24 protein-coding genes and 1 pseudogene are annotated in these 24552 nt (G+C 34.9%); 13 read left to right on the forward strand and 12 right to left on the reverse strand.

The window, feature by feature from the left end:
• Positions 1 to 40 precede the first annotated feature (40 nt).
• Positions 41 to 1096: an NAD(P)/FAD-dependent oxidoreductase gene (locus tag J3D55_RS06865; RefSeq protein WP_259129468.1), complete on the forward strand. Its 1056-nt coding sequence runs from the start codon at positions 41 to 43 to the stop codon at positions 1094 to 1096.
• 81 nt (positions 1097 to 1177) lie between these two features.
• The gene (locus tag J3D55_RS06870) at positions 1178 to 1507 is read left to right on the forward strand and encodes a 2Fe-2S iron-sulfur cluster-binding family protein (RefSeq protein ID WP_259129469.1); all 330 of its coding nucleotides are present in this window, start codon (positions 1178 to 1180) and stop codon (positions 1505 to 1507) included.
• Positions 1508 to 1578: 71 nt separating this feature from the next.
• Here J3D55_RS06870 and J3D55_RS06875 read toward each other — a convergent pair whose 3' ends face one another.
• From J3D55_RS06875 to J3D55_RS06915, 9 genes are all read right to left on the reverse strand, one after another.
• A complete protein-coding gene (locus J3D55_RS06875) occupies positions 1579 to 1896 on the reverse strand; it encodes a type II toxin-antitoxin system RelE/ParE family toxin (RefSeq protein ID WP_259129470.1) in 318 nt (105 codons plus the stop codon).
• Positions 1887 to 2129, reverse strand: coding sequence for a hypothetical protein (locus tag J3D55_RS06880; RefSeq protein WP_259129477.1), 243 nt, complete (start codon positions 2127 to 2129; stop codon positions 1887 to 1889). Before J3D55_RS06880 ends, J3D55_RS06875 begins: the two co-directional genes overlap by 10 nt.
• Positions 2130 to 2214: 85 nt before the next feature.
• Positions 2215 to 4368 (reverse strand): prolyl oligopeptidase family serine peptidase, encoded by a 2154-nt coding sequence (locus J3D55_RS06885; protein WP_259129481.1) that lies wholly within the window; start codon positions 4366 to 4368, stop codon positions 2215 to 2217.
• Between the two features lie 45 nt (positions 4369 to 4413).
• The gene (locus J3D55_RS06890) at positions 4414 to 4995 is read right to left on the reverse strand and encodes an LOG family protein (RefSeq protein WP_259129486.1); all 582 of its coding nucleotides are present in this window, start codon (positions 4993 to 4995) and stop codon (positions 4414 to 4416) included.
• A gap of 21 nt (positions 4996 to 5016) precedes the next feature.
• Positions 5017 to 5316 (reverse strand): type II toxin-antitoxin system RelE/ParE family toxin, encoded by a 300-nt coding sequence (locus J3D55_RS06895; RefSeq protein ID WP_259129490.1) that lies wholly within the window; start codon positions 5314 to 5316, stop codon positions 5017 to 5019.
• A complete protein-coding gene (locus J3D55_RS06900; protein ID WP_259129492.1) occupies positions 5300 to 5533 on the reverse strand; it encodes a hypothetical protein in 234 nt (77 codons plus the stop codon). Before J3D55_RS06900 ends, J3D55_RS06895 begins: the two co-directional genes overlap by 17 nt.
• Positions 5534 to 5669: 136 nt before the next feature.
• Positions 5670 to 7115 carry an aminoacyl-histidine dipeptidase gene (locus J3D55_RS06905; RefSeq protein WP_259129497.1) on the reverse strand — a complete coding sequence of 482 codons (1446 nt, stop codon included), beginning with the start codon at positions 7113 to 7115 and terminating at the stop codon, positions 5670 to 5672.
• Positions 7116 to 7198: 83 nt separating this feature from the next.
• Positions 7199 to 7690, reverse strand: a complete 492-nt coding sequence (locus J3D55_RS06910) for a hypothetical protein (RefSeq protein ID WP_259129500.1) — start codon at positions 7688 to 7690, stop codon at positions 7199 to 7201.
• A gap of 17 nt (positions 7691 to 7707) precedes the next feature.
• Positions 7708 to 8313, reverse strand: a complete 606-nt coding sequence (locus tag J3D55_RS06915; protein ID WP_259129504.1) for an LURP-one-related/scramblase family protein — start codon at positions 8311 to 8313, stop codon at positions 7708 to 7710.
• A gap of 200 nt (positions 8314 to 8513) precedes the next feature.
• Here J3D55_RS06915 and recR point away from each other — a divergent pair, with 200 nt between their 5' ends.
• Genes recR through J3D55_RS06940 form a run of 5 tightly spaced genes read left to right on the forward strand, consistent with a single transcriptional unit; the run spans position 8514 to position 13303 of the window.
• A complete protein-coding gene (gene recR / locus J3D55_RS06920) occupies positions 8514 to 9128 on the forward strand; it encodes a recombination mediator RecR (RefSeq protein WP_259129522.1) in 615 nt (204 codons plus the stop codon).
• Between the two features lie 26 nt (positions 9129 to 9154).
• Positions 9155 to 10312 carry a hypothetical protein gene (locus J3D55_RS06925; protein ID WP_259129524.1) on the forward strand — a complete coding sequence of 386 codons (1158 nt, stop codon included), beginning with the start codon at positions 9155 to 9157 and terminating at the stop codon, positions 10310 to 10312.
• Positions 10313 to 11125 carry a glycosyltransferase family 2 protein gene (locus tag J3D55_RS06930; protein WP_259129527.1) on the forward strand — a complete coding sequence of 271 codons (813 nt, stop codon included), beginning with the start codon at positions 10313 to 10315 and terminating at the stop codon, positions 11123 to 11125. It begins immediately after the preceding gene.
• A gap of 19 nt (positions 11126 to 11144) precedes the next feature.
• Positions 11145 to 12275: an NAD-dependent epimerase/dehydratase family protein gene (locus tag J3D55_RS06935; protein ID WP_259129530.1), complete on the forward strand. Its 1131-nt coding sequence runs from the start codon at positions 11145 to 11147 to the stop codon at positions 12273 to 12275.
• A complete protein-coding gene (locus tag J3D55_RS06940; RefSeq protein ID WP_259129532.1) occupies positions 12272 to 13303 on the forward strand; it encodes a WaaS/CpsH family glycosyltransferase in 1032 nt (343 codons plus the stop codon). Before J3D55_RS06935 ends, J3D55_RS06940 begins: the two co-directional genes overlap by 4 nt.
• Positions 13304 to 13378: 75 nt before the next feature.
• Here J3D55_RS06940 and secG read toward each other — a convergent pair whose 3' ends face one another.
• The 3 genes and pseudogenes from secG to J3D55_RS06955 form a co-directional block, all read right to left on the reverse strand.
• A complete protein-coding gene (gene secG / locus J3D55_RS06945; protein WP_259129535.1) occupies positions 13379 to 13726 on the reverse strand; it encodes a preprotein translocase subunit SecG in 348 nt (115 codons plus the stop codon).
• Between the two features lie 133 nt (positions 13727 to 13859).
• Positions 13860 to 15905 (reverse strand): M16 family metallopeptidase, encoded by a 2046-nt coding sequence (locus J3D55_RS06950; protein ID WP_259129539.1) that lies wholly within the window; start codon positions 15903 to 15905, stop codon positions 13860 to 13862.
• Between the two features lie 54 nt (positions 15906 to 15959).
• Positions 15960 to 17274 (reverse strand): annotated as a pseudogene (locus J3D55_RS06955) (M16 family metallopeptidase).
• A gap of 270 nt (positions 17275 to 17544) precedes the next feature.
• Between J3D55_RS06955 and J3D55_RS06960 the strand changes: the two are divergent.
• The 6 genes from J3D55_RS06960 to J3D55_RS06985 all read left to right on the forward strand — a co-directional run bounded on the left by J3D55_RS06960 (position 17545) and on the right by J3D55_RS06985 (position 24548).
• On the forward strand, positions 17545 to 18309 hold the full coding sequence (locus tag J3D55_RS06960) for an SDR family NAD(P)-dependent oxidoreductase (protein ID WP_259129542.1): 765 nt from the start codon (positions 17545 to 17547) through the stop codon (positions 18307 to 18309).
• Between the two features lie 240 nt (positions 18310 to 18549).
• Positions 18550 to 19443, forward strand: coding sequence for a helix-turn-helix domain-containing protein (locus J3D55_RS06965; RefSeq protein WP_259129548.1), 894 nt, complete (start codon positions 18550 to 18552; stop codon positions 19441 to 19443).
• Positions 19444 to 19490: 47 nt separating this feature from the next.
• Positions 19491 to 20078, forward strand: a complete 588-nt coding sequence (locus tag J3D55_RS06970) for a short chain dehydrogenase (RefSeq protein WP_259129556.1) — start codon at positions 19491 to 19493, stop codon at positions 20076 to 20078.
• 209 nt (positions 20079 to 20287) lie between these two features.
• Positions 20288 to 22621 (forward strand): ATP-dependent helicase, encoded by a 2334-nt coding sequence (locus J3D55_RS06975; RefSeq protein ID WP_259129558.1) that lies wholly within the window; start codon positions 20288 to 20290, stop codon positions 22619 to 22621.
• A 247-nt stretch (positions 22622 to 22868) separates the two neighbouring features.
• A complete protein-coding gene (locus tag J3D55_RS06980) occupies positions 22869 to 23690 on the forward strand; it encodes an alpha/beta hydrolase (protein WP_259129559.1) in 822 nt (273 codons plus the stop codon).
• A gap of 96 nt (positions 23691 to 23786) precedes the next feature.
• Complete coding sequence (locus J3D55_RS06985; RefSeq protein ID WP_259129569.1) at positions 23787 to 24548, forward strand: phospholipase D-like domain-containing protein; 762 nt, start codon at positions 23787 to 23789, stop codon at positions 24546 to 24548.
• The last annotated feature ends 4 nt before the right edge of the window (positions 24549 to 24552 follow it).

The following is a 24552-nucleotide window of genomic DNA, read 5'->3' on the forward strand; positions in this document are numbered from 1 at the left end:
AAATTTGCAGCCACAAGTATAATTAAATTATCTTATTATTATGATAACGACCGATATATTGATCATAGGAGCCGGCCCAACCGGACTTTTTGCTGTATTTGAAGCAGGCTTATTAAAAATGAAGTGTCACATTATTGATGCACTTCCTCAACCGGGAGGACAATTGGCTGAGCTTTATCCTAAAAAACCTATTTTCGATATTCCGGGGTATCCGTCTGTAAATGCAGGGGAATTAGTAGATAATTTGATGGAGCAGATCAAGCAGTTTCAACCGGGGTTTACTTTAGGCGAAACGGCTGTTTCTTATACTAAAGTGGATGACGAATGGTTCGAAGTTGTTACCAACAAAGGAACTGTTCACAGATGTAAAGCAATTGCTATTGCAGGTGGTTTGGGAACTTTTGAGCCTAGAAAACCGGCATTTGAAAATATTGCTGATTATGAAGAAAAAGGTCTTGAATATTTCGTAAAAGAACCTGAACATTTCAGAAATAAAAAAGTAGTAATCGCCGGAGGTGGAGATTCTGCGCTTGACTGGAGTGTTTTCTTATCAAATGTGGCAAGTGAAGTGACCTTGATCCACAGAAGAAATGAGTTCCGTGGAGCTTTGGATTCTGTAGAAAAAGTTCAGGATTTAAAAAATCAGGGGAAAATAAAATTAATTACTCCTGCAGAAGTTACAGCAATTAAAGGTGACGGAAAAGTAGAAGCAATTACTGTGGTAAAAGACGGTGAAGAACCTCTTGATATTGAAACAGATTATTTTATTCCATTATTCGGATTAACTCCAAAATTGGGTGAAATTGCTCAATGGGGATTAAATATCGAGAAAAATGCAATCGTTGTAAATAACGCTTTGGATTATCAAACTAACATTGAAGGGATTTACGCGATCGGAGATATCAATACTTATCCGGGGAAATTAAAGTTGATTCTTTGTGGTTTCCACGAGGCAACGCTAATGTGTCAAAGTGTTTATAACAGATTGAATCCGGGTAAAAAATTCGTATTGAAATATACAACAGTAAGTGGTGTAGATGGTTTCGACGGAAGCCGTAAAGAAGCAGAAAAAGCTGTTGTGAAAAAAATTGATTAAATTTGTTGCCAGTTGACGGTTATTAGTTGTTAGTTAAAACGAGCTGTTACCATCAACTATAAACAATCAACCATCAACTAAATGAACGATATAAATATAAAAATCACCGATAGGGAAGGTGTAACTCACGATGTTGTAGCGCCAACGGACATGTCCATGAATTTAATGGAAATCATTCGTTCGTATGAATTGGCAGAAGAAGGCACGATCGGGGTTTGTGGAGGAATGGCGATGTGCGCTTCATGTCAGGTTTATGTAATTGCAGATCCGGGACTTGAGCCGATTGGTGATGAAGAAGATGCCATGCTTGCCGAAGCTTTCCATGTGAAAGAAAACAGCAGATTGGGTTGCCAATTACATATGGCAATGGAAATGGAAGGTCTTGAAGTGGAAATTGCTCCTTATCCTTAGAAAATTTTATTTAAAATATAAAAAAACTCCTGAAGATGGTTCTTCGGGAGTTTTTTTGTTTTTAATTGAAATTATTTTGTTTCGTTTAATTTTACAGGATTTTGTCTTGTATCGAAAACATTTGCAATGATAATCTTACTTGTTTCTGAGTTGATGTAATAAATAATTTTATAATTGTTTGAAACTAAATATCTAAACTCATATTCTCTTTCAGTTAATAATTCTTCGATCTGTCCGATTTTATAATTCTGATCTAAAATTAAAGTTTTATCGACAATTTCATTAATTATTTTTCCTGCAATTTTTACTCCAGCTTTAAATTTGTAGTATTGGAAAATGTCTTGTAATTGATCTTCTGCAAATTGTGACCAAAAAATTTCTAATCCCATTTTTGGATTTTATTTTTTAAATCTTTTGCATTGATTAATCTGTCATTATTTTCATCTTCAATAGCTTTATCTATTTCGCTATTCAATTGATCTAAAGACTTTGGTTTTAAATTTTCATCAAAAATTTCAGACTTACTTTTATGAAGTAAATTTTCCAAAGCACTGATGATTTTCTCATTATCAATTCTCAAAAATTCCTGAACAAGCGATATTTTACGTGCTTCTAAATTCATAATTTTTAATATTTACTTCAAATTTAATAATTTTTTTGATACAAGGATTTTATAAGTCGCGAGCTTTTGTATGATTTTAAATATCTTAATTTTTTAAAGGCTGAAACTTCGGATGTCCCACTTGCCACAATGCAAACGAATAAATATCTGCATATTCATTGAAAACAACATCCATATCACTGGTAAAATGACCATTTTCGTAGTTTACATACAATAAAACAGGTTTTCCCGAACCTGAATCTTTTTGCAAAGCCGCCGCGAATTTTCCGGGTTCCCAAGGTACAATTCTGGAATCATTCATTCCGGTGCGGATGATTACTGCGGGATATTTTACTCCTTTTTTTACTTTACTCTGAGCGTCCATTTCAAGTAAATTTTTTGCGTCTTCTGCATTTTGAATGCTTCCAATTTCAGGAATTTGGTTGGGTCCGTTTGCGGTAGTTTCAGAACGTAATGTGTTGGTCATCCCTACTTCGGCAATCGCGACTGCATATAAATCGGGTCTTTCGGTGATGGCTCTTCCGATAAGAATTCCACCTGCGCTTACTCCGTTTCCGATTAGTTTTGATGGAGAAGTGTATTTTTGATCAATCAAATATTCTGAGCATGCGATGAAATCTTTCCAGGTATTTGGTTTGGTGGCTTTCATTCCTGCTTTGTGCCAGTTTTCGCCTTTTTCGCCGCCGCCTCTTACGTGAGCTATTGCCAATACGACCCCTTGTTCCAGTAACACAGAAAGTCTCGCTGAAAAACGAGGTTCATATGAAAATCCATAACCGCCGTAACCTGTGATATAAGCGGGATTATTACCATCCATTTTCATATTTTTAGGATAAATAATCGAAAGAGGAACCATGACACCATCGTGACTTTTTATTTCAATTTCTTTTACGGTGTAAAGTGTATTATAATCAGGATAATTGGTTTCAGAATTGAGATATTTGCTTTTTACGGGTGCTCCTTTTTCAGGATTGTATTCATACGTCGTGAGTGGAGTTAGCCAATTCATATTTCCGCAAAAAATGTTGTCATTTTCACGTTGATTTAATGATAATGAAGTATTGACACCGGTTGGAAGATCTACTTTTTTCGTCGATAAAGTTGCAAGGTTTACTTGATATTTATCTCTCGTAATACCGTTTCCTAACGAATAATACAGATAGTTTTTAGAATTATGAATAGAAACGATAACGTTATCTTTACTTTCAGGAACAACTACTTTTGCAGTTTTAAAATCAGGCTTTGAAAGACTGGTAAGGATGATCTTGTAATTTGGCGCATCTTTATGGGTAAGAAGGAAAAGTTGGTCTCCTGTAATGTACAAGCTGGTAATTTCATCCGAAGGTTTTATAATCTGTTTCCACTTTATTTTCTTGTTTTTTAATTCTGAATAAGGCGCAACAAAAATTGGGGTTTCCGATTTTACAGAACTTAATCTTAAGATAATATGTTTATAATCGTCAGTAAATGAAATGTCTGCAAACTGCTCTGTTAAAGCATTCAGTTCCGGATATTCTTCTCTTGAAGCTAATATTTTATCTGTTTTTGAATCTGTCCCGATTACGTGCATCATTGCTTTCATATCTTTTAAAAGCATATTGCTATTCGGATCTGCGGTGCTCATTTTAGTATAAATAATTGCTTGGTCGTCCTGTGTAAAATCGAAGGCAAATTCACTCCAGATCGGTCCGATTTCATCATTCAGCAATTTTTTTGTCGTAAGATCCAAAATTCTAAGGTCGCAAATTTCACCACCTGATTTTGATAACAAAATAGCGATCTTTTTTGCTTTTGAATCAACATTAAAATTGGTGATTTGTGTATTTTTACCAAGAGTTTCAGGATCAAAGAGTAACGTTTCCTTTCCTGTAGAAAGATCTCTGGAATACAATTTAGAAAGGTTTTCGCTTTTTTTCGTTTTTGTATAAAAATAAACGTTTTGCCTTTCCATAATAACGCCAAAAGAATCTCCGTTCATTTTCTGCACCTCTTTCATACGGTTGAAAAGATCTTCTCGATGAGGAATTTTATCAATAATAGTATGACTGTAATCTGACTGATTCTTAAACCAAGACTGTACTTCAGGACTTTTGAGGTCTTCCATCCATCTGAAATTGTCTGTGATTTTTGTTCCGAAATAATCATCAACAACTGCTTTTTCAGGAGTCGTGGGATAACTGTATTGCGCGGAAATTATTTGGCTTAAGAATAAACCCGCAAGTAAAAAGAGATTTTTCATTACTATATTTCTTTTAGGTGTGATAAATTTAATACTATAAATGTACTAAACTTCATCCTTCGAAATCCATTTTCCAACGGTCGGAGCCTGATAATTTTTCATCTTCTCCAAAAGTTCATCGATATTGTCACTCATCAAAAGCATTTCCCTATTGATTTGTTTTAAAAATCCTTTGTCAACCATGGTTTGAATTAATTTAATCAAATCATCATAAAATCCGTCAATATTCAAAACAGCGATCGGTTTTTTATGAAGTCCCAACTGAGCCCAGGTTATCATCTCGAAAAACTCTTCCAACGTTCCAAAACCTCCGGGAAGCACGATCACACCGTCGCAAAGTTCATTCATCTTGGTTTTTCTTTCGTGCATAGTTTCGACCAAAATCAATTCGGTCAATTCTTTATGGGCAATTTCTTTGGATTGTAAAAAGTGGGGAAGAACTCCGGTTACTTTTCCACCGGAATTCAAAGCGCCGTCTGCAACAGCCTTCATTAAACCGGTATTTGAACCGCCATAAACCAACCCGATATTTTGTTTTGCTAAAGTCTGCCCAAGCAAAGTCGCCTGTTCTTCAAAAATGCTATCCGAACCGAAGCTTGAACCGCAGAATACTGTGATACTTTTCATTATCTTTTATAATAAAATATTTTAAATTTTTCTTTTAGTTGGAGATTGTCTGTTTGAGAAAAAGGATAAGATTTCTACATTCTCATTTTTTACACGGTAATACATTGTATTGAATTTGAGAATGACTGCCTTGTGAATATTTTTGCCTTCAGATTTCGGAAATATGTATGGATTTTGAGAAATAATTTTAGTGAGATTCTCGATTTTATCGGCAAGTTTTTTTATTTCCTGATCAGTAAAGTTTTTTTGAAGATATTTTATGGTTTCCTCCAATTCGCTTAAAGCATTGGGAGTCCAAAAGACGCTATAACCATTTTTCATACAGCTTTCTGGCTTCAGAATGTGGTTTTAATTCATTATTATCAGCTTCTGATATTCCTTTTTCAATCGATTTTTTTTCTTCTTCTGAAATTGAATCCCACCAATCCTTAGTTTCTTCTTTTTTGAACTGCATTAATTTCTTGATAATAGAAGCATCCTCCAATGTTGATAACCATTGAATTAATTCAAGCTTTTCATTTAGAATTTGTGTGTTCATAATTTGTATAACTTACTCAAATTTATGACTTTTATGTGAATTGATTAATAGATATTGTTTAAATATCAGAAGATTTAAAAATAAAAATATCCAAAATCAAACGACTTTGGATATTCAATATAGCAATTTTGTATTCTTATTTTAAAGGAATATTCGCTAAAATATCTTTCGTAAAACTCCAGAATTTCTGTGTAGAAGAGATATTTGCTTTTTCGTCGGGAGAGTGAGCTCCGCGGATTGTTGGTCCGAAACTTACCATTTCCATTTCAGGATAATTAGCTCCGATAATTCCGCATTCCAAACCTGCGTGACAAGCTACAACGTGTGGTTTTTCTGTGAATTTTTCAGTGTAGATTTTCTCCATTAGCTGAACGATTTCAGAACCCGGTTTTGGTTTCCATCCCGGATAAGAACCGCTGAAAACCGTATTCATTCCTGCTAATTCTGCCACAGATTTCAATTGTTCTGCTACAGAATCTTTTGAAGAATCTACCGATGATCTTGAAAGGTTTAAGATTTTCAATTCGCTCCCTTTTAATTCTACTCTTGCCACGTTATTTGAAGATTCTACAAGATCTTTTACATCCGGACTCATTCTGTAAACGCCGTTGTGAAGAGATTTCAATGTTAAAATAATTTTCTTCGAATCTGCTTCAGAAATAGCTTTGTCAGAAGAAGTAGCATTTTCAATATTGATTTGAAGATTCGGTTCTACGGTCGCAAATTCTTCTAAAATTTCTTTTTTAAGTCCGTTCGTTAATTCTTCGATGAATTCCTGAGCATTTCTCACGGAAGCAATCGCAACACCTTCTCTCGGAATTGCATTTCTCAATCCGCCTCCATCAATAGAAATTAGTTGGATATTCTCTTTTTCCAACGCTTTATAAAGCAATCTTCCCAAGATAACATTTGCATTTCCGAAACCTTTATGGATATCCATTCCTGAATGACCGCCTTGAAGACCTTTTACCTCAAATCTTATAATTTGTCCGTTCGAATCTTCTTTTTCATAGTTTTGAGTAATCGTAACGTCAATTCCTCCTGCACAACCGATATCGATCTCATCGTCTTCTTCTGTGTCAAGATTTAATAAGATTTGTCCGGTTAATTGTCCTGGTTTTAAGCCTAAAGCTCCCGTCATTCCGGTTTCTTCATCAATCGTAAAAAGCGCTTCCAAATCAGGATGCGGAATGTCTGAACTTTCTAAAATCGACATGATCGTAGCAACTCCCAAACCGTTATCAGCTCCCAAAGTTGTCCCTTTTGCTTTTACCCAGTCTCCATCGATTTCCATTTTGATTCCTTCGGTTTCAAAATCAAAATTTATATCGTTGTTTTTCTGACAAACCATGTCTAAATGTGATTGTAAGACAATAGATTTACGGTTTTCCATTCCCGCTGTTGCAGGTTTTTTGATGATCACGTTTCCTACTTCATCAACGGTAGTTTCCAATCCTAGGTTTTCACCGAATTCTTTGATGAAAGCAATTACTTTTTCTTCTTTTTTTGATGGTCTTGGAACAGCATTTAATTTGGAGAAATTTTTCCAGATTATTTGCGGTTCTATATTAGATAATTCCATGAAATTTATTTTTATCAAAATTACGAAATAAAAAATGCTTCCGATAATTCAGAAGCATTCTTTTTATTGTTTTAAGGAGATTTTTAACATCCACATTCACCGTAAATTGGCATTGTTACCACTGTTCCGTCCGGTTTTTCGATCGTCAGTGTACCTTTGAACAATAAGGCTTCTTCGGCCTTTATTTTCTTGCCTTTTACAGAGATTTTATAGTTATCATTTTCAATTTCTTTGTTCAGTTCTTCATCAGCTTCCATGTCGCTTGAAGAGATCAGATTCATTGCCAATCTTTTTCCGTCAAGTTTCATATAAGCGGTTTTTCCGGCATCATCTGCGTAAATATATTTTTCTGCTTCAAAGTCTGCTTTATTTTTTGCAAAATAGCACGAACATTCTTTAATCTCTTTTGGAAAAGGAAAGTTTTCAACTAAAATTTCCCCTGAAGAAGTCTCGGTAGCCGCAGAATCCTGAACTACTTGTACAGAATCTGCAGATGCGGAATTCGGAACTGTCTGTTGTTCCTTTTTACAGGAAACCAACAGAATGGCAGAAAAGAAAATGATTACATATTTCATTGCGTATGGTTTATTTATTATCCTCTTGCTCTTTCAAGAAGGGTCATCATTAATAATGAAAGGATTACTGCACTTTCATCATCGTCATCAATATCAATTAATCTGTCTAGTTGGAATCTTCTTCCGAAGAAAGAGGGCATTTTTTTAAGTTTAAAATAAGCTTTTCCGTCAATTCCCGAAACAGTGTAAGTCGGGTTCAGGAAATACCCTGTAAACATTCCGACAACGGGAATTTCTCCCACCATTCCGTCGAAAAATCTTACCCAAGCGTTATCTTCCTGAATTTTGAATTTAGGTTGATCATTACCATCCAAAATGTCGTAGCTCGCTTTCCAGATAGAACGCATTCCTTTTCTGGCAAGTCTTCCGAAGCTTTTTCCGGTAGCTACTTCGTTTAGAGAATAAGATGAATTAAAATCGATCCATTTGTTGGCTCTGATTCTGAAAAGTTCTTTGGATTTGCTTTCGTCATTAAAAACGATTACATCTTCCTTTAATTTAAACATTTTCTGACGAACGTAAGCTACGTAATTGCCTTGCCTGTCGGTGATGTTGAAATCACTTGCGAAGGTTGAAATTTTAAATTTAAAATCCAGCGGATAATTTAAATTGTTAAGTGCCATTTAGTTTTTTTTTCAAGTTAATATTGAGGTTCTCAAAGATAAGATTTTTAATTTAAGATCGAAGTCTGAAAATGGGATCTCAAAGTCTTTTTTTGACTTTCAGGAAACGGGATTCCGGATGTGTCTTTTAATTGAATTTTTACTTTAAAACTAACAAAAAGTACCTATAAATTATCAACAATAATCACTATTTTTGTCTTATGGATTACCCAAGTAAAGTGTTGGCAAAAGCAGTGGATGAAATTGCCGGATTACCCGGAATAGGGAGGAAAACGGCTTTGCGTTTAGCATTACATTTATTGAAACAGCCCAATTCCAGAGCAACAAGCCTGGGAAATTCGCTGATTAATCTCGTGAATGAAATAAAATACTGTAAAGATTGTCATAATTTTTCTGATTTTGAGATCTGTGAAATCTGCAGTAACGAAAAAAGAATCGATGAGGTGATCTGTATTGTAGAAGATGTTCGTGACGTGATCGCGATTGAAAATACAGGGAAATACACAGGGAAATATTTGATTTTAGGAGGGAAAATTTCGCCGATGGAAGGAGTAGGACCCAATCAACTTAATATTCCGAGTATTGAAAAGAAGTTGAATGAAGGAAGGGTAAAAGAATTTATTTTTGCGCTGAGTGCGACGATGGAAGGCGATACCACGGCGTATTATATTTATAAAAAGTTCAAAAATTTTAATATCAATTTTTCGAGCATTGCAAGAGGAATTTCGGTAGGAGACGAGCTAGAATATGCAGATGAAATTTCTTTGGGAAGATCGATCATGAATAGGTTGCCGTATAATGAAGGGAACTCTTAAACAAAGTAAAAACGATTTAGCTCTTCATGGAAAACACCAAATTATCATCAACTCCGACTTTACATACGATTAAAAATTACCAAGTTTTTTTTATTTATCTGATTGTAAATTCTTTGTTTATCGTAAAATATGGCGAGAATTATAATGTACCGCTTTTGATAGGATATTTGATTGTGCTTTTCGGGTTGAGTATTTTTTACGTTAAAATAAACCTGAAAGACCTTTTTTATAAATCATTTTTCTGGATCGGGGTCATTTTGTTTTTCTTTTTCAGCATTTATCTAAATTATAAAGTTGACGGAAATTCTCTGAACGTCGATCGTTGGTCTGCCATGGAAATTGGGGTAAAAGCTATTTTCAACGGGCAATATCCTTACAATATTCCGGATCATATGGGACAAGAATCTTCTAATCTTCCGATGTTGATTGTTTTGGGAATGCCTTTTTACCTGCTTTTTGGGAGCGTCGGTTATTTGCAGTGTTTCAGTTTTTTGCTTTTTTCTTTTTTGATTTTTAAAATTTTCGATGATTATAAACAAAGATTGGCAGTATTAATTTTACTTTTTCTTTCACCAAGTTATCTGTGGGAAGTCTACGTCAAAAGCGATTTATTCTCCAATTTCATTATTATTGCAGGATTTACGTACTTAATCTGGAACAAATTTTTGAAGGAAAAAGCCATGAAATATGAATTTGTTTCGTTTTTGGTAGCTCTGATTTTATTGACGCGTCTTTCTTCAGTTATTCCATTGACAATTTTGTTATTCAAAAGATTTTGTGATTTTTCGATAAAAGAAAAAATAAGTTTTCTATTGGTTTTTATCGTTACAGTTTCTATTACGGTTTATTTATTTTTTCATAATGCGCCAAATTATGATGTTTTTATGAAACATAATCCGTTTATGATTCAGGGAGCGAAACAACCACTACTATTAAGTATTTCATATATTGCAGTGGCTTTTATATTGTCATTTAAAGTGAAATCATTTTATGAGACTGTATTTTGGTCGGGGACTTTGTTATTTATTTGTGTTTTTGTCCCTTTTCTCATGTTTTTTGTTGAATATGGATACACAGATATGATTACAAATTCGTTTTTTGATCTTAGCTTTTTCAATATGGGTATGCCTTTTGTGATGATCACTTTGGTTTGGGGAATTTTTAAAAATAATATAAAGAATTAAATGATTTCCGTAATTATTCCAATGTATAATGCAGAGCAGTTTATCGTTTCTACTTTAGATTCTGTGAAAAATCAAACTTTTCCTCAGGAAGAATTTGAAATTATCATTGTGAATGACGGTTCTACAGACAACAGTTCGGCGATTGTAGAAAATTATCACAAAGAAAATCCTCAAATGAAGATTACGCTGCTTCATCAAAAGAACGGCGGAGTTTCAAAAGCTAGAAATACGGGCTTAAAAATAGCAAAAGGAGATTACATTGCTCTCTTAGATGCGGATGATGAATGGTATTCGACAAAAATTGAAAAACAAATACGATATTTTGAAAATAAGGATTTGAAAATTGATTTTCTAGCAACTGCCAGAAATAATAATAAAATTCTTTTCCCGTATCATATAAAAAATGGATTGGCAGAAATTACTTTTAGTAAACTTCTGATCAGGAATGAAGCACAGCCTTCAACCGTAATGTTCAGGAAAAAAGTCCTTGAAAACACAGGGTATTTTGATGATGAGCAGAGATATGCGGAAGACGTTAATTACTGGATGAAAGTGGCATTAAATAATAAAATGTACATCTTGAGCGACAATTTGGTGATTGTAGGAAAAGGAAAAAGGAGTTTCGGGGTTTCTGGTTTATCTGCAAACCTTCCGGAAATGGCGAAAGGTTTTAAGAAGAACCTGAAGGAAATGCATACGTTAGGAAAAATAAATTATCTCCAATATGTCTTATTCAGGCTGTTTTACAAAGCAAAATATTTACTTTTGCTGTTCCGAACTTTTTATTATAATTTAAACAAAACAAAAAAATAATCATTTCACAACTATAAGCATGAAAATACTCATCACAGGAGGAGCCGGATTTATTGGGAGTAAGTTATCTTTAGAACTTATGAAGAAGGGATATGAAATTACGGTTTTAGATAATCTTTCTTCCCAGATTCACGGGGAAAATCCGGATGAAGATTCGCCTTTGTACAGGAGTATTTTGGGTAAAGTGAATTTTATTAAAGGTGATGTTGCCAATTTTGAAGATTGGGAAAAAGCAATTGATGAACAAGAAGTTATCGTACATTTTGCAGCAGAAACAGGAACAGGGCAATCGATGTATCAGATCGAAAAATATACCGATGTTAATGTTTCCGGGACGGCAAAAATGCTGGATCTTCTGGTAAATAAACCTCATGATGTAAAAAAAGTAGTCATTGCCTCTTCGCGAGCAGTGTATGGGGAAGGAAAATATTTGCATCCTGAATTGGGATTGATTTTTCCCAGACCCAGAAATGTTGAAGAAATGCGAAGCGGGAAATTCGAAATAATTTATCCCGATGGACAAATGCTTCGGGCTTTACCGACCGACGAAGAATCAAAAATACACCCGACTTCGATCTACGGAATTACGAAATACACTCAGGAACAGATGGTTATGACCGCATGTTCTTCAATGGGAGTTGCTCCGGTTGCGGTGAGATTTCAAAATGTGTATGGTGAAGGACAATCTTTATTGAATCCGTATACAGGGATTTTATCCATTTTTTCATCACAGATTCTTAATGGAAATGATATTAATGTTTTTGAAGACGGAAACGAATCGAGAGACTTTATTCACGTTGATGATGCGGTGGAAGCTACCATCAAATGTATCGAAAATGATGCAGCAAACGGAGAGATTTTCAATGTAGGAACGGGAGTTTCAACTTCGGTGACTACTGTTGCAGAGAATTTGCGCAAATTTTATAATATTGATTTTGAAATTAATGTTTCCGGACAGTTTCGTCTGGGAGACATCAGACACAATTTTGCCGATATCAGCAAAATAAAATCGAGGTTGAATTTTCAGCCTAAAATATCTTTTGAAGAAGGAATGTCAAAGTTTACAAATTGGGTATTACAACAGAATATTCAGGATGTAAAATTCAAAGAATCGTTGGATGAAATGAAAGTAAAAGGACTTTTAAAATGATTAGTTTAAAAGGCAAAAAAATTCTTTTCTTATCAGTCAGTTTTTTTAAATATGAAAAAGCCATAGCAAAAAGACTTGCTGAAATTGGTGCTGAAGTAGATTTTTACGACGAAAGACCTTCCAATTCCAACCTTTCAAAGGGAATTATCCGTCTGAATAAGAATTTTTATCATTTAAAAATAAACAAGTATTATAACCGGATTTTAAATGAAATTCAAGGTAAAAAATATGATTATTTCTTTTTAATTAAAGGAGAAGCTATTCCTACCTTCTTTCTTGAAAAAATAAAGGAAAACAACCCTGAAATGGGGATGATTTACTACAATTTTGATCCATTATCAGAATACCCGAACCTTATCGCTCATCTTAAATATTTTGATAAAAAATTTACTTTCGAATATAATGATTCGGTGAAATATAATATAGGTTTCAGACCGTTGTTTTATCTTGATGAGTACAAGAATTTAAGTCGAAATCATCAACCCTCGGATTATGATTTCGTATTCATCGGAAGTGCACATACGGATCGCTATATTGTAGGGGAGAAAATAAGAGCTGCTGCTGATCAACTTCATTTGAAATCTTATTTTTATTATTATGCGATGGGAAGAATTGCATTTAGATTAAAAAAGATGATCGATAAAAGTCTGAAGCAGTTTGATATTACAAAAGTAAGTTTCGATAAATTAAATCATCATCAGATCATCGATTTTTATAAGAGAACAAAATCTGTACTTGATATTAATAAACCTTTTCAGAATGGTTTGACGATCAGAACATTTGAAGTGTTGGCTTCCGGCAGAAAACTGATTACAACAAATTTTGATATTAAAAACTATCCGTTTTACTGTCCGAATAACATTTTGGTTATCGACAGGGAAAATATTCACTTAGATCCTGATTTCTTTACAACCGATTTTATGGAAGTAGATCAGGAAATTCTTTACAAAATGTCTTTGGATTCTTTTATAGAATGTCTTTTCGACCACAATCAGGATGAATACTGGAATTCTTTCAGGAAAAATTAAAAATCAAATTCAATCACAAAAAATAAAAAAGCAACTCTTTTGGAGTTGCTTTTATTATGTAAAAATAGTATTTGCTTATTTAGCTGGCGCAGGATCCTGAGCCGGTCTTGTTGTAGAAGAAGGAGCGGCAGATTGCTTAGCCGGAACTTCTTTTTGTGCAGGTACCTGAACTGGTGCAGCTGCTGCTGGTTTACCTGTAAGTACAACGCTTAAAAGGATTAGAACAATGATAGTTGCTCCTAAAGTCCATGTTGCTTTTTCCATGAAGTCATTAGTTCTTTGTACTCCAAACTGAGCAGGAGAAGCTCCCCCGAAAGTACTGGAAAGACCTCCACCTTTTGGGTTTTGAGCCATAACAACGATCACTAATAAAACACTAGCAATCATAATAAGAACCATCAATAGTATAAATATAGTATCCATTAATTTTGATATCTTTTTGAATGGGCAAATTTAATCTTTTTTTGCTGAACAACAAAGAAAGATGTCGCCAAATGTTGATAAAAATAAAAACGGCAACCATTGTTGCCGTTTTTTCTATAGAAATAAGATGTTCTTATTTGAAATCAGCATCAGTAGCTTTGTTTACGTCGTATGATTTTACATTCATCGTCATATCCATTCCCATTTGGTTTACAGAGATGGTGTAGGGCATTTTCACACCGTTTACATCTTTGTAGTTAGAGAATGTTTGAGGGATCGTCACTTCCTGACCCTGAGCTTTTACTTTCTTAGTTTCTCCGGTTTTAAGACCTGTTGCAACACTGTAGTAATACGTTGTATCATATCCTTTGATTGCATAAGAATCTTCACCACCGATTTTCTCAATTCCCCCTAATTTGTAATCAGAAGATTTTGCAAAGCTTAATTCTTCGAAAAGTTCAGTGTCTTTTTGTCTTTTAGCAATTTCCTCTTGGGTCATTGGTACTTTTTTTCCACCTTGCTCAGAGAATCCTGTTTTTCCGTCAAAAACCTGTTTCTGAAGAGTCATGGCTCCCATAGAAACAACTTGGAGTTCTTTCCCGCCTTGAGCTTTTGTTGCTTTAATATCAATATTTTGCCCTTGCATAGACATTGAAGCGTTCATTGTATAAGAAGAAATTTTAGCCAAATTAGCTTTTCCTCCGATGGCAGCAATATATTTATCTGCGATAGAAGCTACACTTACACTAGCGTCAACTTTTTGTACAGTTGGCTTTGCTACAGGGTTTGCTTCTTTATCGAAATATTTTACAGGGTAACCTAATTTTTCCAATCCTTCAGAAATATCAGACGCTTTACCAGCGATGAAAATTCTGCTTTGGTTTGGTAAAATAGTAGCTTTTACAGCGTTTGAAACATCTGCAGCAGTTACTTTATCAATAGATTTTAAGTAGTTTGTATAAAAATCAGAAGGAAGATCCTGAACTTTTTGGTTTAAAGCAAATCTTGCGATCGTTGCAGGCTGCTCCAAAGACATAATAAAAGAACCTTTCAACTTAGCTTTAGCATTTTCCAATTCTTCCGGTTTTACCGTAGAAATTGCGTTAAGTTCATTCATGAATTCCTTAACAGCTTTGTCTGTAACTTCATTTCTTACACTTGCACTTGCAGAAAACTGCGGAGAGTATTTGCTTGCGCTCATGCTTGAATAAGCACCATAAGTAAATCCGTTTTTCTCACGAAGGTTCATGAAAAGTCTCGCTTCACCACCACCTCCAAGGATGTAGTTGGCAATAGTTGCAGGGAAGTAGTTTGCATCTTTCATTTTCAGTGTAGTCAGGTTGTTTAAAGAAACAACAGACTGTACAGCAGAAGGTACATCTACAACATTGATCTCAGTTTTAGCAACATTTCCAGACGGCTCTAATGGAGCGATCGGAGTATTTGCTTTTTTCCAGCCACTGAAAGCTTTTTCGATTAATGGCTTTACCTGATCCAATTTCACGTCTCCTACGATTACTAAATAAGCATTATCCGGAGCGTAATATTTTTTATAAGTACTTTGTACGTCAGCTAATTGAATTTTGTTGATAGACTCAACTGTTTCAAATTCACCTCTTGAAGTATTTTTCCCATACATCAAAGCGTTAGAAACTTTTCCTGCGATAGAAGAAGCATTTTTTTCGTCAGATTTTAATCCTTCAATGGCTCTTTCTTTAGAATTTTGAATTTCTTCAGCAGAAAATTTAGGATTGATAATCGCATCAGATAATAAACCTAAAACTTCAGGGAAATATTTTGAAAGCGAGTTTGCAGAAGCACCGTTTGAAGAGAAATTAAGATTAGCACCAAGATAATCAACTTTTTTGTTGAAATCATCTTTGCTCATGCTCATTGTTCCGTTTTCGAACTGTTCAGCCATGATTTCGCTTACACCCGTTACGCTGCCTTCGTTGTATGGTGCTCTGTCCATAGAAAGACTTGCGCTTACTCTTGGCAATTTGTTGTTTTCAACAACCATTACCGTAAGACCGTTACTTAGTTGGAAAGTCTTTGGCTTCGCAATGTTGATCGCAGGAGTTGGTCCTGGTTTTGGCATTGCATTAATATCTATTTTTTGTGCTGAAATCGTTCCCGCGAATAAAAACGCTACAGCTATATATGTTAATTGCTTTTTCATTTGTAAAAATTTAATTTTTAATAATCATATTTTAAACCTAAAAAGTTTAATTGATTACTTTTTTTCAGGTACGTAATTAATGATTATTCTTTGGTTAGAATTAAGATACTTTTTAGCCGCATTTTGAAGATCCTGTCTTGTGATTCCTCTGTAAATGTCGATTTCTTTGTTAATCAAATTCGTGTTACCCATCAATACGTGGTTTGTTGCCAATGAAGCGGCAATTCCCTGAATGCTTGAGTTTGCGTTTACAAACTGGTTTTCGTACTGGTTTTGAAGTTTCTGATAATCGTCCTCAGAAATTAAAGTCGTCTGAAGTTTTTTAATTTCAGCATCGATGTCAGTCTGCAAAGCTTGTTTTGTAGTCTGTCCCATTGGGATCGCGAAGAATGCGAAAATACTGTAATCTTCAAGACCTTGGTTGAAAGCTGCTACCTGAAGCGCTTTTTTGTCTTGGTCAACCAATTTTTTGTATAAAACTGAAGATTTACCATTACTTAAATAAGAAGAAAGCATATCCAAAACATAAGCATCTTTCTCTTTGTTACCCGGAGTTTCTGTATGCGAAAATATAAGCCGGAAGCTGAATATTCGGGTCAGTTGCCGTTACTTCTTTTTCCTGAGTGATAGGAGCGTCTTTCGGGAAATCTTTTGGATAAACCGTTCCTTTAGGAATTCCTCCGTAATAAGTTTCGATCCACTTTTTAGTTTCCTCGGGTTTGATATCTCCTGCAACGACCAAAGTCGCGTTATTCGGAACGTAATATTTTTTATAGAACGCCTGGAATTCTTCTAATTTTGCAGAGTTCAGATCTTCCATAGAACCGATTGTTGGCCAGTTGTACGGGTGATTGGTGAATAAGTTTTTCTGAATTGTTGTGAAAAGATTTCCATAAGGTTGGTTATCCATTCTCAATCTTTTTTCTTCTTTTACAACCTCTCTTTGAGTATCTACACCTACTTGGTTGATTAAAGCGTGACGCATTCTTTCAGATTCCATCCAAAGACCCAATTGCTCATTGTTTGAAGGGAAAGTTTCGTAGTAATACGTTCTGTCATTCGTTGTGTTAGCGTTGTTTTGTCCTCCGTTTGAAGAAACAATTTTGAACCAGTCACCTCTTTTAATGTTGGGTGTTCCTTCAAATAAAAGGTGCTCGAAGAAGTGAGCGAAACCTGTTCTTCCCCTTACTTCATCTTTTGCACCAACGTGGTACATTACACCTGTTGTAACTACCGGTGCAGAATTATCCTGATGAAGAATTACGTGAAGACCGTTTGGTAAGTCATACTCTTCGAATTTAATTTGTTGTGCGTTCAAAGCCATTCCGAAGAAAGCCGCTGCAGCAACAGAAAGAAGTCGCTTTTTCATAAAAGTAGAAATTGTTTTGTCAATTAGTGTTATATTTTCTTTAAATGTTACAATCTTAAGCAGGTTTTTGAAAAAAATCAGTAAGTGTTATTGATTGCTAAACACATACTTTTTAGAATGATAAGGGAAATAATTCGCATACTTTTTCATCTGAGTTGAATTTATTAATGATAAAATTTTAATATCGGTAAAATGTATAAATATTTTCCTTAAATGTTTAATTTTAATACTCTGAAACTGTGGAACTTTGTCCTATAAAAATCAAGTCTTATGGAAACAAACAATCAAAATCAGAAAATCGCGGTCATTACAGGTGGAAGCCGCGGAATTGGAAAAAGTATAGCCATTAACACCGCAAAACGCGGAATTGCTGTTATTTTAACCTACAACAACAATCCTGAACAGGGAAATGCAGTTGCAGAAGAAATCAATAAAAATGGAGGAAAAGCAGTTGCTTTAAAACTCAATGTAGCCGAAGTCGGATCATTTGCAGGTTTTTCGGAAGAAGTTTCAAAAACAGTAAAAAATTGGGGAAGAGATTCTTTCGATTATCTCGTTAATAATGCAGGAATTGCCCAAAGAACATTGATAAAAGATACTACAGAAGCGATTTTTGATGAATTGGTGAATGTTAATTTTAAAGGCGTATTTTTTCTTACCCAACAATTGGTTCCCTTAATGGCGGAAGGTGGTCAAATCGTGAATATTTCTTCCGGCTTAGCAAGATTTGCTTTTCCGACGGTTGCTGTTTATGGGGCTATAAAAGCAGGAATTGATTCCTTAACAAGATATTTTGCCAAAGAATTCGCAGACAAGAAAATCCGAGCCAATTCTGTAGCTCCGGGAGCGATTGATACCGAATTCGGAGGTGGAAAAGGAGACGAAAGTCACCGTCTGCAAATCGCAGGAATGACTGCTTTGGGAAGATTGGGAGAAGCCGATGATATCGGACTATTCGTAGCTTCTTTGCTTTCTGATGACAGCCGATTTGTGAACGCACAACGTATTGAGATAAGCGGCGGAATTTATATTTAAAATAATTTGGAGAAATTCAAATATCTCATCTTGTGTTGCTTAAATAAACGAAGTGTCCTTGTTTTTCTTTAATGAAAAGTTTTTCTTTTCTAAATCTTTGTTTAACCTTGCGATAACTAAACGCAAAGTAAGACAAAGATCTATTGAATAATTTTTAATAATTAAGCTAAACAAAGGCGTTTCACTTATTTTTGAAAGACAAATTTTAATTTCACTATTTTTAAAATAAAAAGTTGCAAAATGGATTACGTAGACATCAACTCAATTTCGGAACTGCATGATTTTTTCAGGTACGAAAAGCCTTTGCATCCGCTTGTTACTGTTGTTGATCTGGCTAAAGTAGACAGAAGTCAGAGAAAACCCGATGCTGTTTATAGATTGGATTTATATTCCATTGCCTGCAAAAAAATAGAAGGAAGTTTTCAATATGGAAGAACGAATTACGATTTTTCCGAAGGAACATTGATGTTTACAGCACCACACCAAACTTTGTCTCCCGGAATGGAAAACAAAGTAAGCGGATGGGGAATTTACATTCATCCCGATTTCCTGAATGCCGTTGCAAAAGGTCGTGAATTAACAGAATATTCCTTTTTCGGGTATGATACCAATGAAGGACTGCATATTTCGGAAGCGGAAAGGTTGGTTTTGGAAGATTGCGTGAAAAATATTCAGAAAGAAATATCTTTGAACCTTGACAAGCATTCCTATAATATCATTCTTACTAATCTGGAGCTGCTTTTATCATATTGCGAAAGATTTTACGAACGTCAGTTTTTTACCCGGACAAAGGCAAGTAATGATGTTGTAGCCAATTTTGAACGGTTATTAAACGATTATTTTTCTCAGCAAACATTAATACAGTCAGGAATTCCGGATGTCAATTATTTTGCAGGAAAACTGAATATGTCGCCCAATTATTTATCCGATTTATTGAAAAAATATACAGGGAAATCTTCTCAGGAATATATTCATTTAAAATTGATAGATAAGGCGAAATCATTATTATGGAGCACCGACGAATCCATCAGTGGAATAGCGTATGATCTGGGTTTTGAGCATCCTTCCCATTTCACAAAACTCTTTAAAAATAAGACAGGAATGTCTCCCAAAGCCTACAGAAATTTAAATTAATCAAACCAAATCTTATATAAATATGGATTCTAAAAAATTAAAAATTATTGTCATCGGTTCAAGCGGAAACCATCGGAAAAGAAGTTTCAAAAGGACTGGAAAAAAGCGGACATGAAGTAATCCGTGTTTCCCGAAGTTCAGGAGATTTTAACGCCGATATTCAGGATAAAAGCAGTCTGGAAAAACTTTTTAAATCCGTCGGAAATTTTGATGCTGTAGCAAACGCAGCCGGAGACGTGAAATTCGGACCTTTGGAAAACTCTACCGATCAGGATTTTGAATTTTCTTTCGGAAGTAAATTAATGGGGCAGATTAATATCGTTCGCACCGCTTTACCTTTCATTAATGACAACGGTTCGTTTACTCTAATTTCAGGGATTTTAACGGACGAACCCATTGCCGGAGGAATCATCGGAACCACAGTGAATGGTGCCGTTGAAGGTTTTGTAAAAGCAAGTTCTTACGAATTGCCAAGAAATATCAGAATTAATTGTATCAGTCCGACCGTTTTAGCAGAAGCTGTAGATTATCATCCGTTTTTCCCCGGTTTTATTCCTGTTGAAGCATGGAAAGTAGCAAAAGCATATGAAAAATCTATTGCTGGAGTTTTTAACGGAAGAATTATAAAAGTTTAAAATTTTTTAGGAGCAATTTCCCAGAAAGCGAGGCTAGAATTTGCGACTGTTACAAATCAAACCAAACCTTCAAGGTTTTTAAAACCTTGAAGGTTTAAATCTCATCTATTTTTAATCCTAATTTCAAACTTCTACAATCTAAGTTCTAAATACAAATTTGAATTCTCCATATAATACACTAATTTTGTATTCCTAATTTTTTTTGCAGCATGGAGGATTATTTGAAAGGACTGAATGAATCACAATTTGAAGCCGTTACCACTTTACAGGGGCCATTAATGGTTCTTGCGGGAGCAGGTTCCGGAAAGACACGTGTACTGACGATGCGTATCGCTCATCTGATCACAAATGGAGTAGACCCTTTCAACATTCTGGCTCTTACTTTTACCAATAAAGCGGCGAAAGAAATGAAAGAACGTATTGCAAAAGTGGTGGGACAAAGCAATGCGAGAAGCCTTTGGATGGGAACTTTTCACTCGGTTTTTGCAAGAATTCTGAGAAGTGAAGGGCATTATTTGGGGTATCCGTCCAATTTTACCATTTACGATCAACAGGATGCCTTGAATGTCATCAGAAAAGTGATCAAAGACATGAATATCGACGCTGATCTTTACAAACCTAAAAAAGTTCAGTCAAGAATATCGACGTATAAAAACAACCTGATTACGGTAAAAGCATATTTCAACAACCCTGAATTAATGGAAGCTGACGAAAAAGCCAACATGAAATTCATCGGACAGATTTATCAGAAATATGTAGAACAGTGCTTCAAAAACGGAGCGATGGATTTTGATGATTTATTGTTAAAAACCAATGAGCTATTAACGCGTTTTCCGGAAGTGTTGGCAAAATATCAGGATAGATTCAGATATATTCTGGTAGATGAGTACCAAGATACGAACCACTCTCAGTATTTGATTGTAAAAGCTTTAGCTTCAAAATTTGAAAATATTTGCGTGGTAGGAGATGATGCACAGTCTATTTATTCTTTCCGTGGGGCGAATATCTATAATATTTTAAACTTTAAAAAAGATTATCCCGACGCAATTACAGTTTCTTTGGAGCAGAATTACCGTTCTACACAGACGATTGTAAATGCTGCAAATGCGGTAATCGCAAAAAACCTTCAGCAGTTCAAGAAAAATGTTTTCAGTGAAAATGAAGAAGGGGAAAAAATTAAAGTGTACCGTTCGCTTTCTGATGCCGATGAAGCCAATTTCGTAGCCGGAAATATCTGGGAACTGAGAAACAGGGATCAGAGAAAATATAGTGATTTCGCAATTTTATATAGAACAAACTCTCAGACGCGTGCTTTTGAAGATTCTTTAAGACGTAAAAATATTCCGTACAAAGTGTATGGAGGTCTATCTTTCTACCAAAGAAAAGAAGTAAAAGATTTAATCGGTTATCTTCGATTGTTGGTGAATGAAAATGACTCGGAAGCATTGATGAGAATCATTAATTATCCAACAAGAGGAATTGGAGAAACAACTCAAAATAAATTGATCGTTTTTGCAGATTCTCATAATGTGGCGGTTTCAAAAGTTCTGGAAAATCTTCCGATGTATGCTCCGCAATTGGGCTTTAATAATGGGGTTTTAAATAAGTTGAACGATTTTTGGTTGATGATCAAAGCATTTCAGGTATTGCTAAAAACTGAAACAGCCTACAGCGTTGCCATGGAAGTTGCAAAACGAAGCGGATTAATTAAATTTTTAAAAGACGACCAGACTCCGGAAGGAATTTCGCGTGTAGAAAACGTTCAGGAATTAATGAACTCCATGCAGGGTTTCATCGAAGAACAGATGCAGCTGGAAGACGGAGATCCGAGTTTACCGAATTTCCTTGAAAACATTGCCCTTTCCGCGGATACTCAAAAGAAAGATGATGAGGAAGAAATGGTTTCTTTAATGACGATTCACTTGTCAAAAGGACTGGAATTTCCGGTTGTTCACTTGGTTGGTCTGGAAGAAAATCTTTTCCCGAGTTTCATGAGTTCTACAACCAGAGAAGATCTGGAAGAAGAAAGACGTTTGTTTTATGTTGCTTTAACGAGAGCCGAAAAACAAGCATTTTTCTCGTATGCGATTTCCCGTTTTCAGTGGGGGAAAATCACCGATGCGGAACCTTCGAGATTTTTAAGTGAAATTGATGAGGAATTTATTGAATTCGTAAATCCGGCAATTGAAAAGCGATTCATTAATAATGCAGGAGTAAAATCAAATATTTTCGATGAGCATCCTTCTGAACTGAAAGGATTCAAAAGGGTTGAAAAGAAAACCATCGAAAGAGCAGAAGGTTCAAAACCAATTGCTGAACCAAAAAAGCTGAAACCTGTTGCTACTGCAAGAATTATTAATCCAAGCGGAGCTTCTTCACAGGATATTGAAGTAGGTGATAAAGTGAGACACGACCGTTTCGGAATCGGAGAAGTTGCTTTCCTTGACGGAACCGACCCGCAAAATATCAAAGCAAAAGTGATTTTCATGCATGAAGGTGAGAAAAACTTAATCTTGAAATATGCTAAATTGACGAAGATTTAATCCATCATTGCGAGGAGCGAAGCGACGAGAAGCAATCTAAAAATATTTACTGCAAATTATACCAATTATCCTTGTCAAGGTTCAAAAACCTTGACAAGGATAAAACTGGAAAAGAACTATACAAAATCATCTGTGCAATCCATGAAACTGTGGGAATTATCAATTTAAAATTCAGATAAAAATTAATGATAACTCAAAATGAGACAATATTAATTTTGTATATTTAGCTATTAAAAAGTTTACAAAAATGAAGAAGATTCTGATATTTTTAATTGTAATTCTATTTTCAAATCCACTTTTCTCTCAGGAATATCGCACGGAAAATAATATTCATTATTACGATGAAAAAACCAATACATCTGATGCCTACATTAATGAAAGATGTGTATTGGATATTTATATTCCGAAAAATGTGAAAAATTTTCCGACAGTAATTTGGTTTCATGGAGGAGGTTTAACGGGCGGACAAAAAGAAATTCCGGAAGGATTAAAAAACAAAGGAATCGCTGTAATCGGCGTGAATTACAGACTTTCACCAAAAGTAAATGCTCCGAAATACATTGAAGATGCAGCAGCGGCTACAGCATGGGTTTTTAAAAATATTAAAAATTATGGAGGAAGTGAAGATTTAGTCTTTATTTCAGGTCATTCTGCAGGAGGTTATCTTGCGATTATGGTTGGTTTAAACAAATCTTATTTAAATAAATACGGAATCGATGCCAATCAATTTGCCGGAATTATCCCTTTCAGTGGACAAATGATTTCCCATTTTACAGCCAGAAAAGAAAAAGGTATTGATGAATTGGATGCAAGAATTGATGATTTTGCACCGCTTCATTTTATCAGAGCCGATGCACCACCTTTGCTTCTGATAACGGGCGATCGTGAGAAAGAGTTGTTGGGAAGATATGAAGAAAACGCTTATATGGCTCGAATGATGAAGCTGAAAGGTCATAAAGAAACAACTTTGTATGAACTTCAGGGTTTTGATCACGGCGGAATGGCGCAACCCGCATTTCCGTTATTAATAAACGAAATAAAAAGAGTGGAAAAGCTGAAAAACAAATAATTTTAATAAATAGTTGTCAATTTTATACAATAATTACTTTGCAGGTTTTATCTTGCAAAGTTTTTTATTTTAAGTGAATTAAATGATCTCGAAAATATGTTTTATAACAATGCTGTCTGTGATATTTATATAGGAAAAAGTGCCGGTGCAAAGATGATGCAGGACATAAGGAATGCTCAGAAAAATGTGAAAATTGTTTCGCCCTATCTTTCGCCTTTTTTAATTAAAGAACTCATTCATCTTCATTCAAGAGGGATAAAAATCAGATTGATTACCACCGATGAAATTGAAGATTTTTATGGATATGAAAAAAATATTCACAAACTTATCATTCAGCATAAACGTATCGATGAGAAGGCAAAACAGACAAGAGATAATCTTCTCAGCCTGTCCGGAACGTTACTTTTTGCCATGATTGGAGTTGGAGTAGTTTTGCTTCCGTTGATGTATCTTTTACATAATTTTAAATTTGCCTTTGGGTTTATCCTCGTTGTTTTGATGTTCCTTGTGAGAGATTCTGTTGTGAAAAAAATTAAAAAAACGAAAGTTTATCATTACACCTATAAACAGCTTTTTCCGTTTAAAGTTTTTGTTTCTCCCAATAGCGGAAATTCTACTAATAAAACCTTCATTCATAGTAAAATTTACATTATTGATGATGAGATTGCTTATCTGGGTTCTCTTAATTTCACAGGAAGTGGGGTAAAAGACAATCATGAAACAAGAATCAGAACATCCGACCCGAATGCAGTTGCTCAAATTATAGAAGAAGTAAAGGAGATCTTTTATCATTCAGGTTTGCCCGAAAGAGATATTCAGTTTTGGGGAAGCCAGTTGTATGATGAGCCGATTAATTAAAAAT

This window comes from Chryseobacterium ginsenosidimutans, from assembly GCF_024807225.1.
Classification (GTDB): Bacteria; Bacteroidota; Bacteroidia; order Flavobacteriales; family Weeksellaceae; genus Chryseobacterium; species Chryseobacterium ginsenosidimutans.

Excerpts from the sequence above, each read along its gene's own strand:
- J3D55_RS06925 (WP_259129524.1), top strand. The coding sequence starts at position 9,155 with ATGGAAAACACCAAATTATCATCAACTCCGACTTTACATACGATTAAA.
- J3D55_RS06910 (WP_259129500.1), bottom strand. The coding sequence starts at position 7,690 with ATGAAATATGTAATCATTTTCTTTTCTGCCATTCTGTTGGTTTCCTGT.
- J3D55_RS06960 (WP_259129542.1), top strand. The coding sequence starts at position 17,545 with ATGGAAACAAACAATCAAAATCAGAAAATCGCGGTCATTACAGGTGGA.
- J3D55_RS06875 (WP_259129470.1), bottom strand. The coding sequence starts at position 1,896 with ATGGGATTAGAAATTTTTTGGTCACAATTTGCAGAAGATCAATTACAA.
- J3D55_RS06900 (WP_259129492.1), bottom strand. The coding sequence starts at position 5,533 with ATGAACACACAAATTCTAAATGAAAAGCTTGAATTAATTCAATGGTTA.
- J3D55_RS06950 (WP_259129539.1), bottom strand. The coding sequence starts at position 15,905 with ATGAAAAAGCAATTAACATATATAGCTGTAGCGTTTTTATTCGCGGGA.
- J3D55_RS06940 (WP_259129532.1), top strand. The coding sequence starts at position 12,272 with ATGATTAGTTTAAAAGGCAAAAAAATTCTTTTCTTATCAGTCAGTTTT.
- J3D55_RS06885 (WP_259129481.1), bottom strand. The coding sequence starts at position 4,368 with ATGAAAAATCTCTTTTTACTTGCGGGTTTATTCTTAAGCCAAATAATT.
- J3D55_RS06890 (WP_259129486.1), bottom strand. The coding sequence starts at position 4,995 with ATGAAAAGTATCACAGTATTCTGCGGTTCAAGCTTCGGTTCGGATAGC.
- recR (WP_259129522.1), top strand. The coding sequence starts at position 8,514 with ATGGATTACCCAAGTAAAGTGTTGGCAAAAGCAGTGGATGAAATTGCC.
- J3D55_RS06935 (WP_259129530.1), top strand. The coding sequence starts at position 11,145 with ATGAAAATACTCATCACAGGAGGAGCCGGATTTATTGGGAGTAAGTTA.
- J3D55_RS06985 (WP_259129569.1), top strand. The coding sequence starts at position 23,787 with ATGTTTTATAACAATGCTGTCTGTGATATTTATATAGGAAAAAGTGCC.
- J3D55_RS06975 (WP_259129558.1), top strand. The coding sequence starts at position 20,288 with ATGGAGGATTATTTGAAAGGACTGAATGAATCACAATTTGAAGCCGTT.
- J3D55_RS06880 (WP_259129477.1), bottom strand. The coding sequence starts at position 2,129 with ATGAATTTAGAAGCACGTAAAATATCGCTTGTTCAGGAATTTTTGAGA.
- J3D55_RS06865 (WP_259129468.1), top strand. The coding sequence starts at position 41 with ATGATAACGACCGATATATTGATCATAGGAGCCGGCCCAACCGGACTT.
- J3D55_RS06965 (WP_259129548.1), top strand. The coding sequence starts at position 18,550 with ATGGATTACGTAGACATCAACTCAATTTCGGAACTGCATGATTTTTTC.
- J3D55_RS06905 (WP_259129497.1), bottom strand. The coding sequence starts at position 7,115 with ATGGAATTATCTAATATAGAACCGCAAATAATCTGGAAAAATTTCTCC.
- J3D55_RS06930 (WP_259129527.1), top strand. The coding sequence starts at position 10,313 with ATGATTTCCGTAATTATTCCAATGTATAATGCAGAGCAGTTTATCGTT.
- J3D55_RS06980 (WP_259129559.1), top strand. The coding sequence starts at position 22,869 with ATGAAGAAGATTCTGATATTTTTAATTGTAATTCTATTTTCAAATCCA.
- J3D55_RS06915 (WP_259129504.1), bottom strand. The coding sequence starts at position 8,313 with ATGGCACTTAACAATTTAAATTATCCGCTGGATTTTAAATTTAAAATT.
- J3D55_RS06895 (WP_259129490.1), bottom strand. The coding sequence starts at position 5,316 with ATGAAAAATGGTTATAGCGTCTTTTGGACTCCCAATGCTTTAAGCGAA.
- J3D55_RS06870 (WP_259129469.1), top strand. The coding sequence starts at position 1,178 with ATGAACGATATAAATATAAAAATCACCGATAGGGAAGGTGTAACTCAC.
- secG (WP_259129535.1), bottom strand. The coding sequence starts at position 13,726 with ATGGATACTATATTTATACTATTGATGGTTCTTATTATGATTGCTAGT.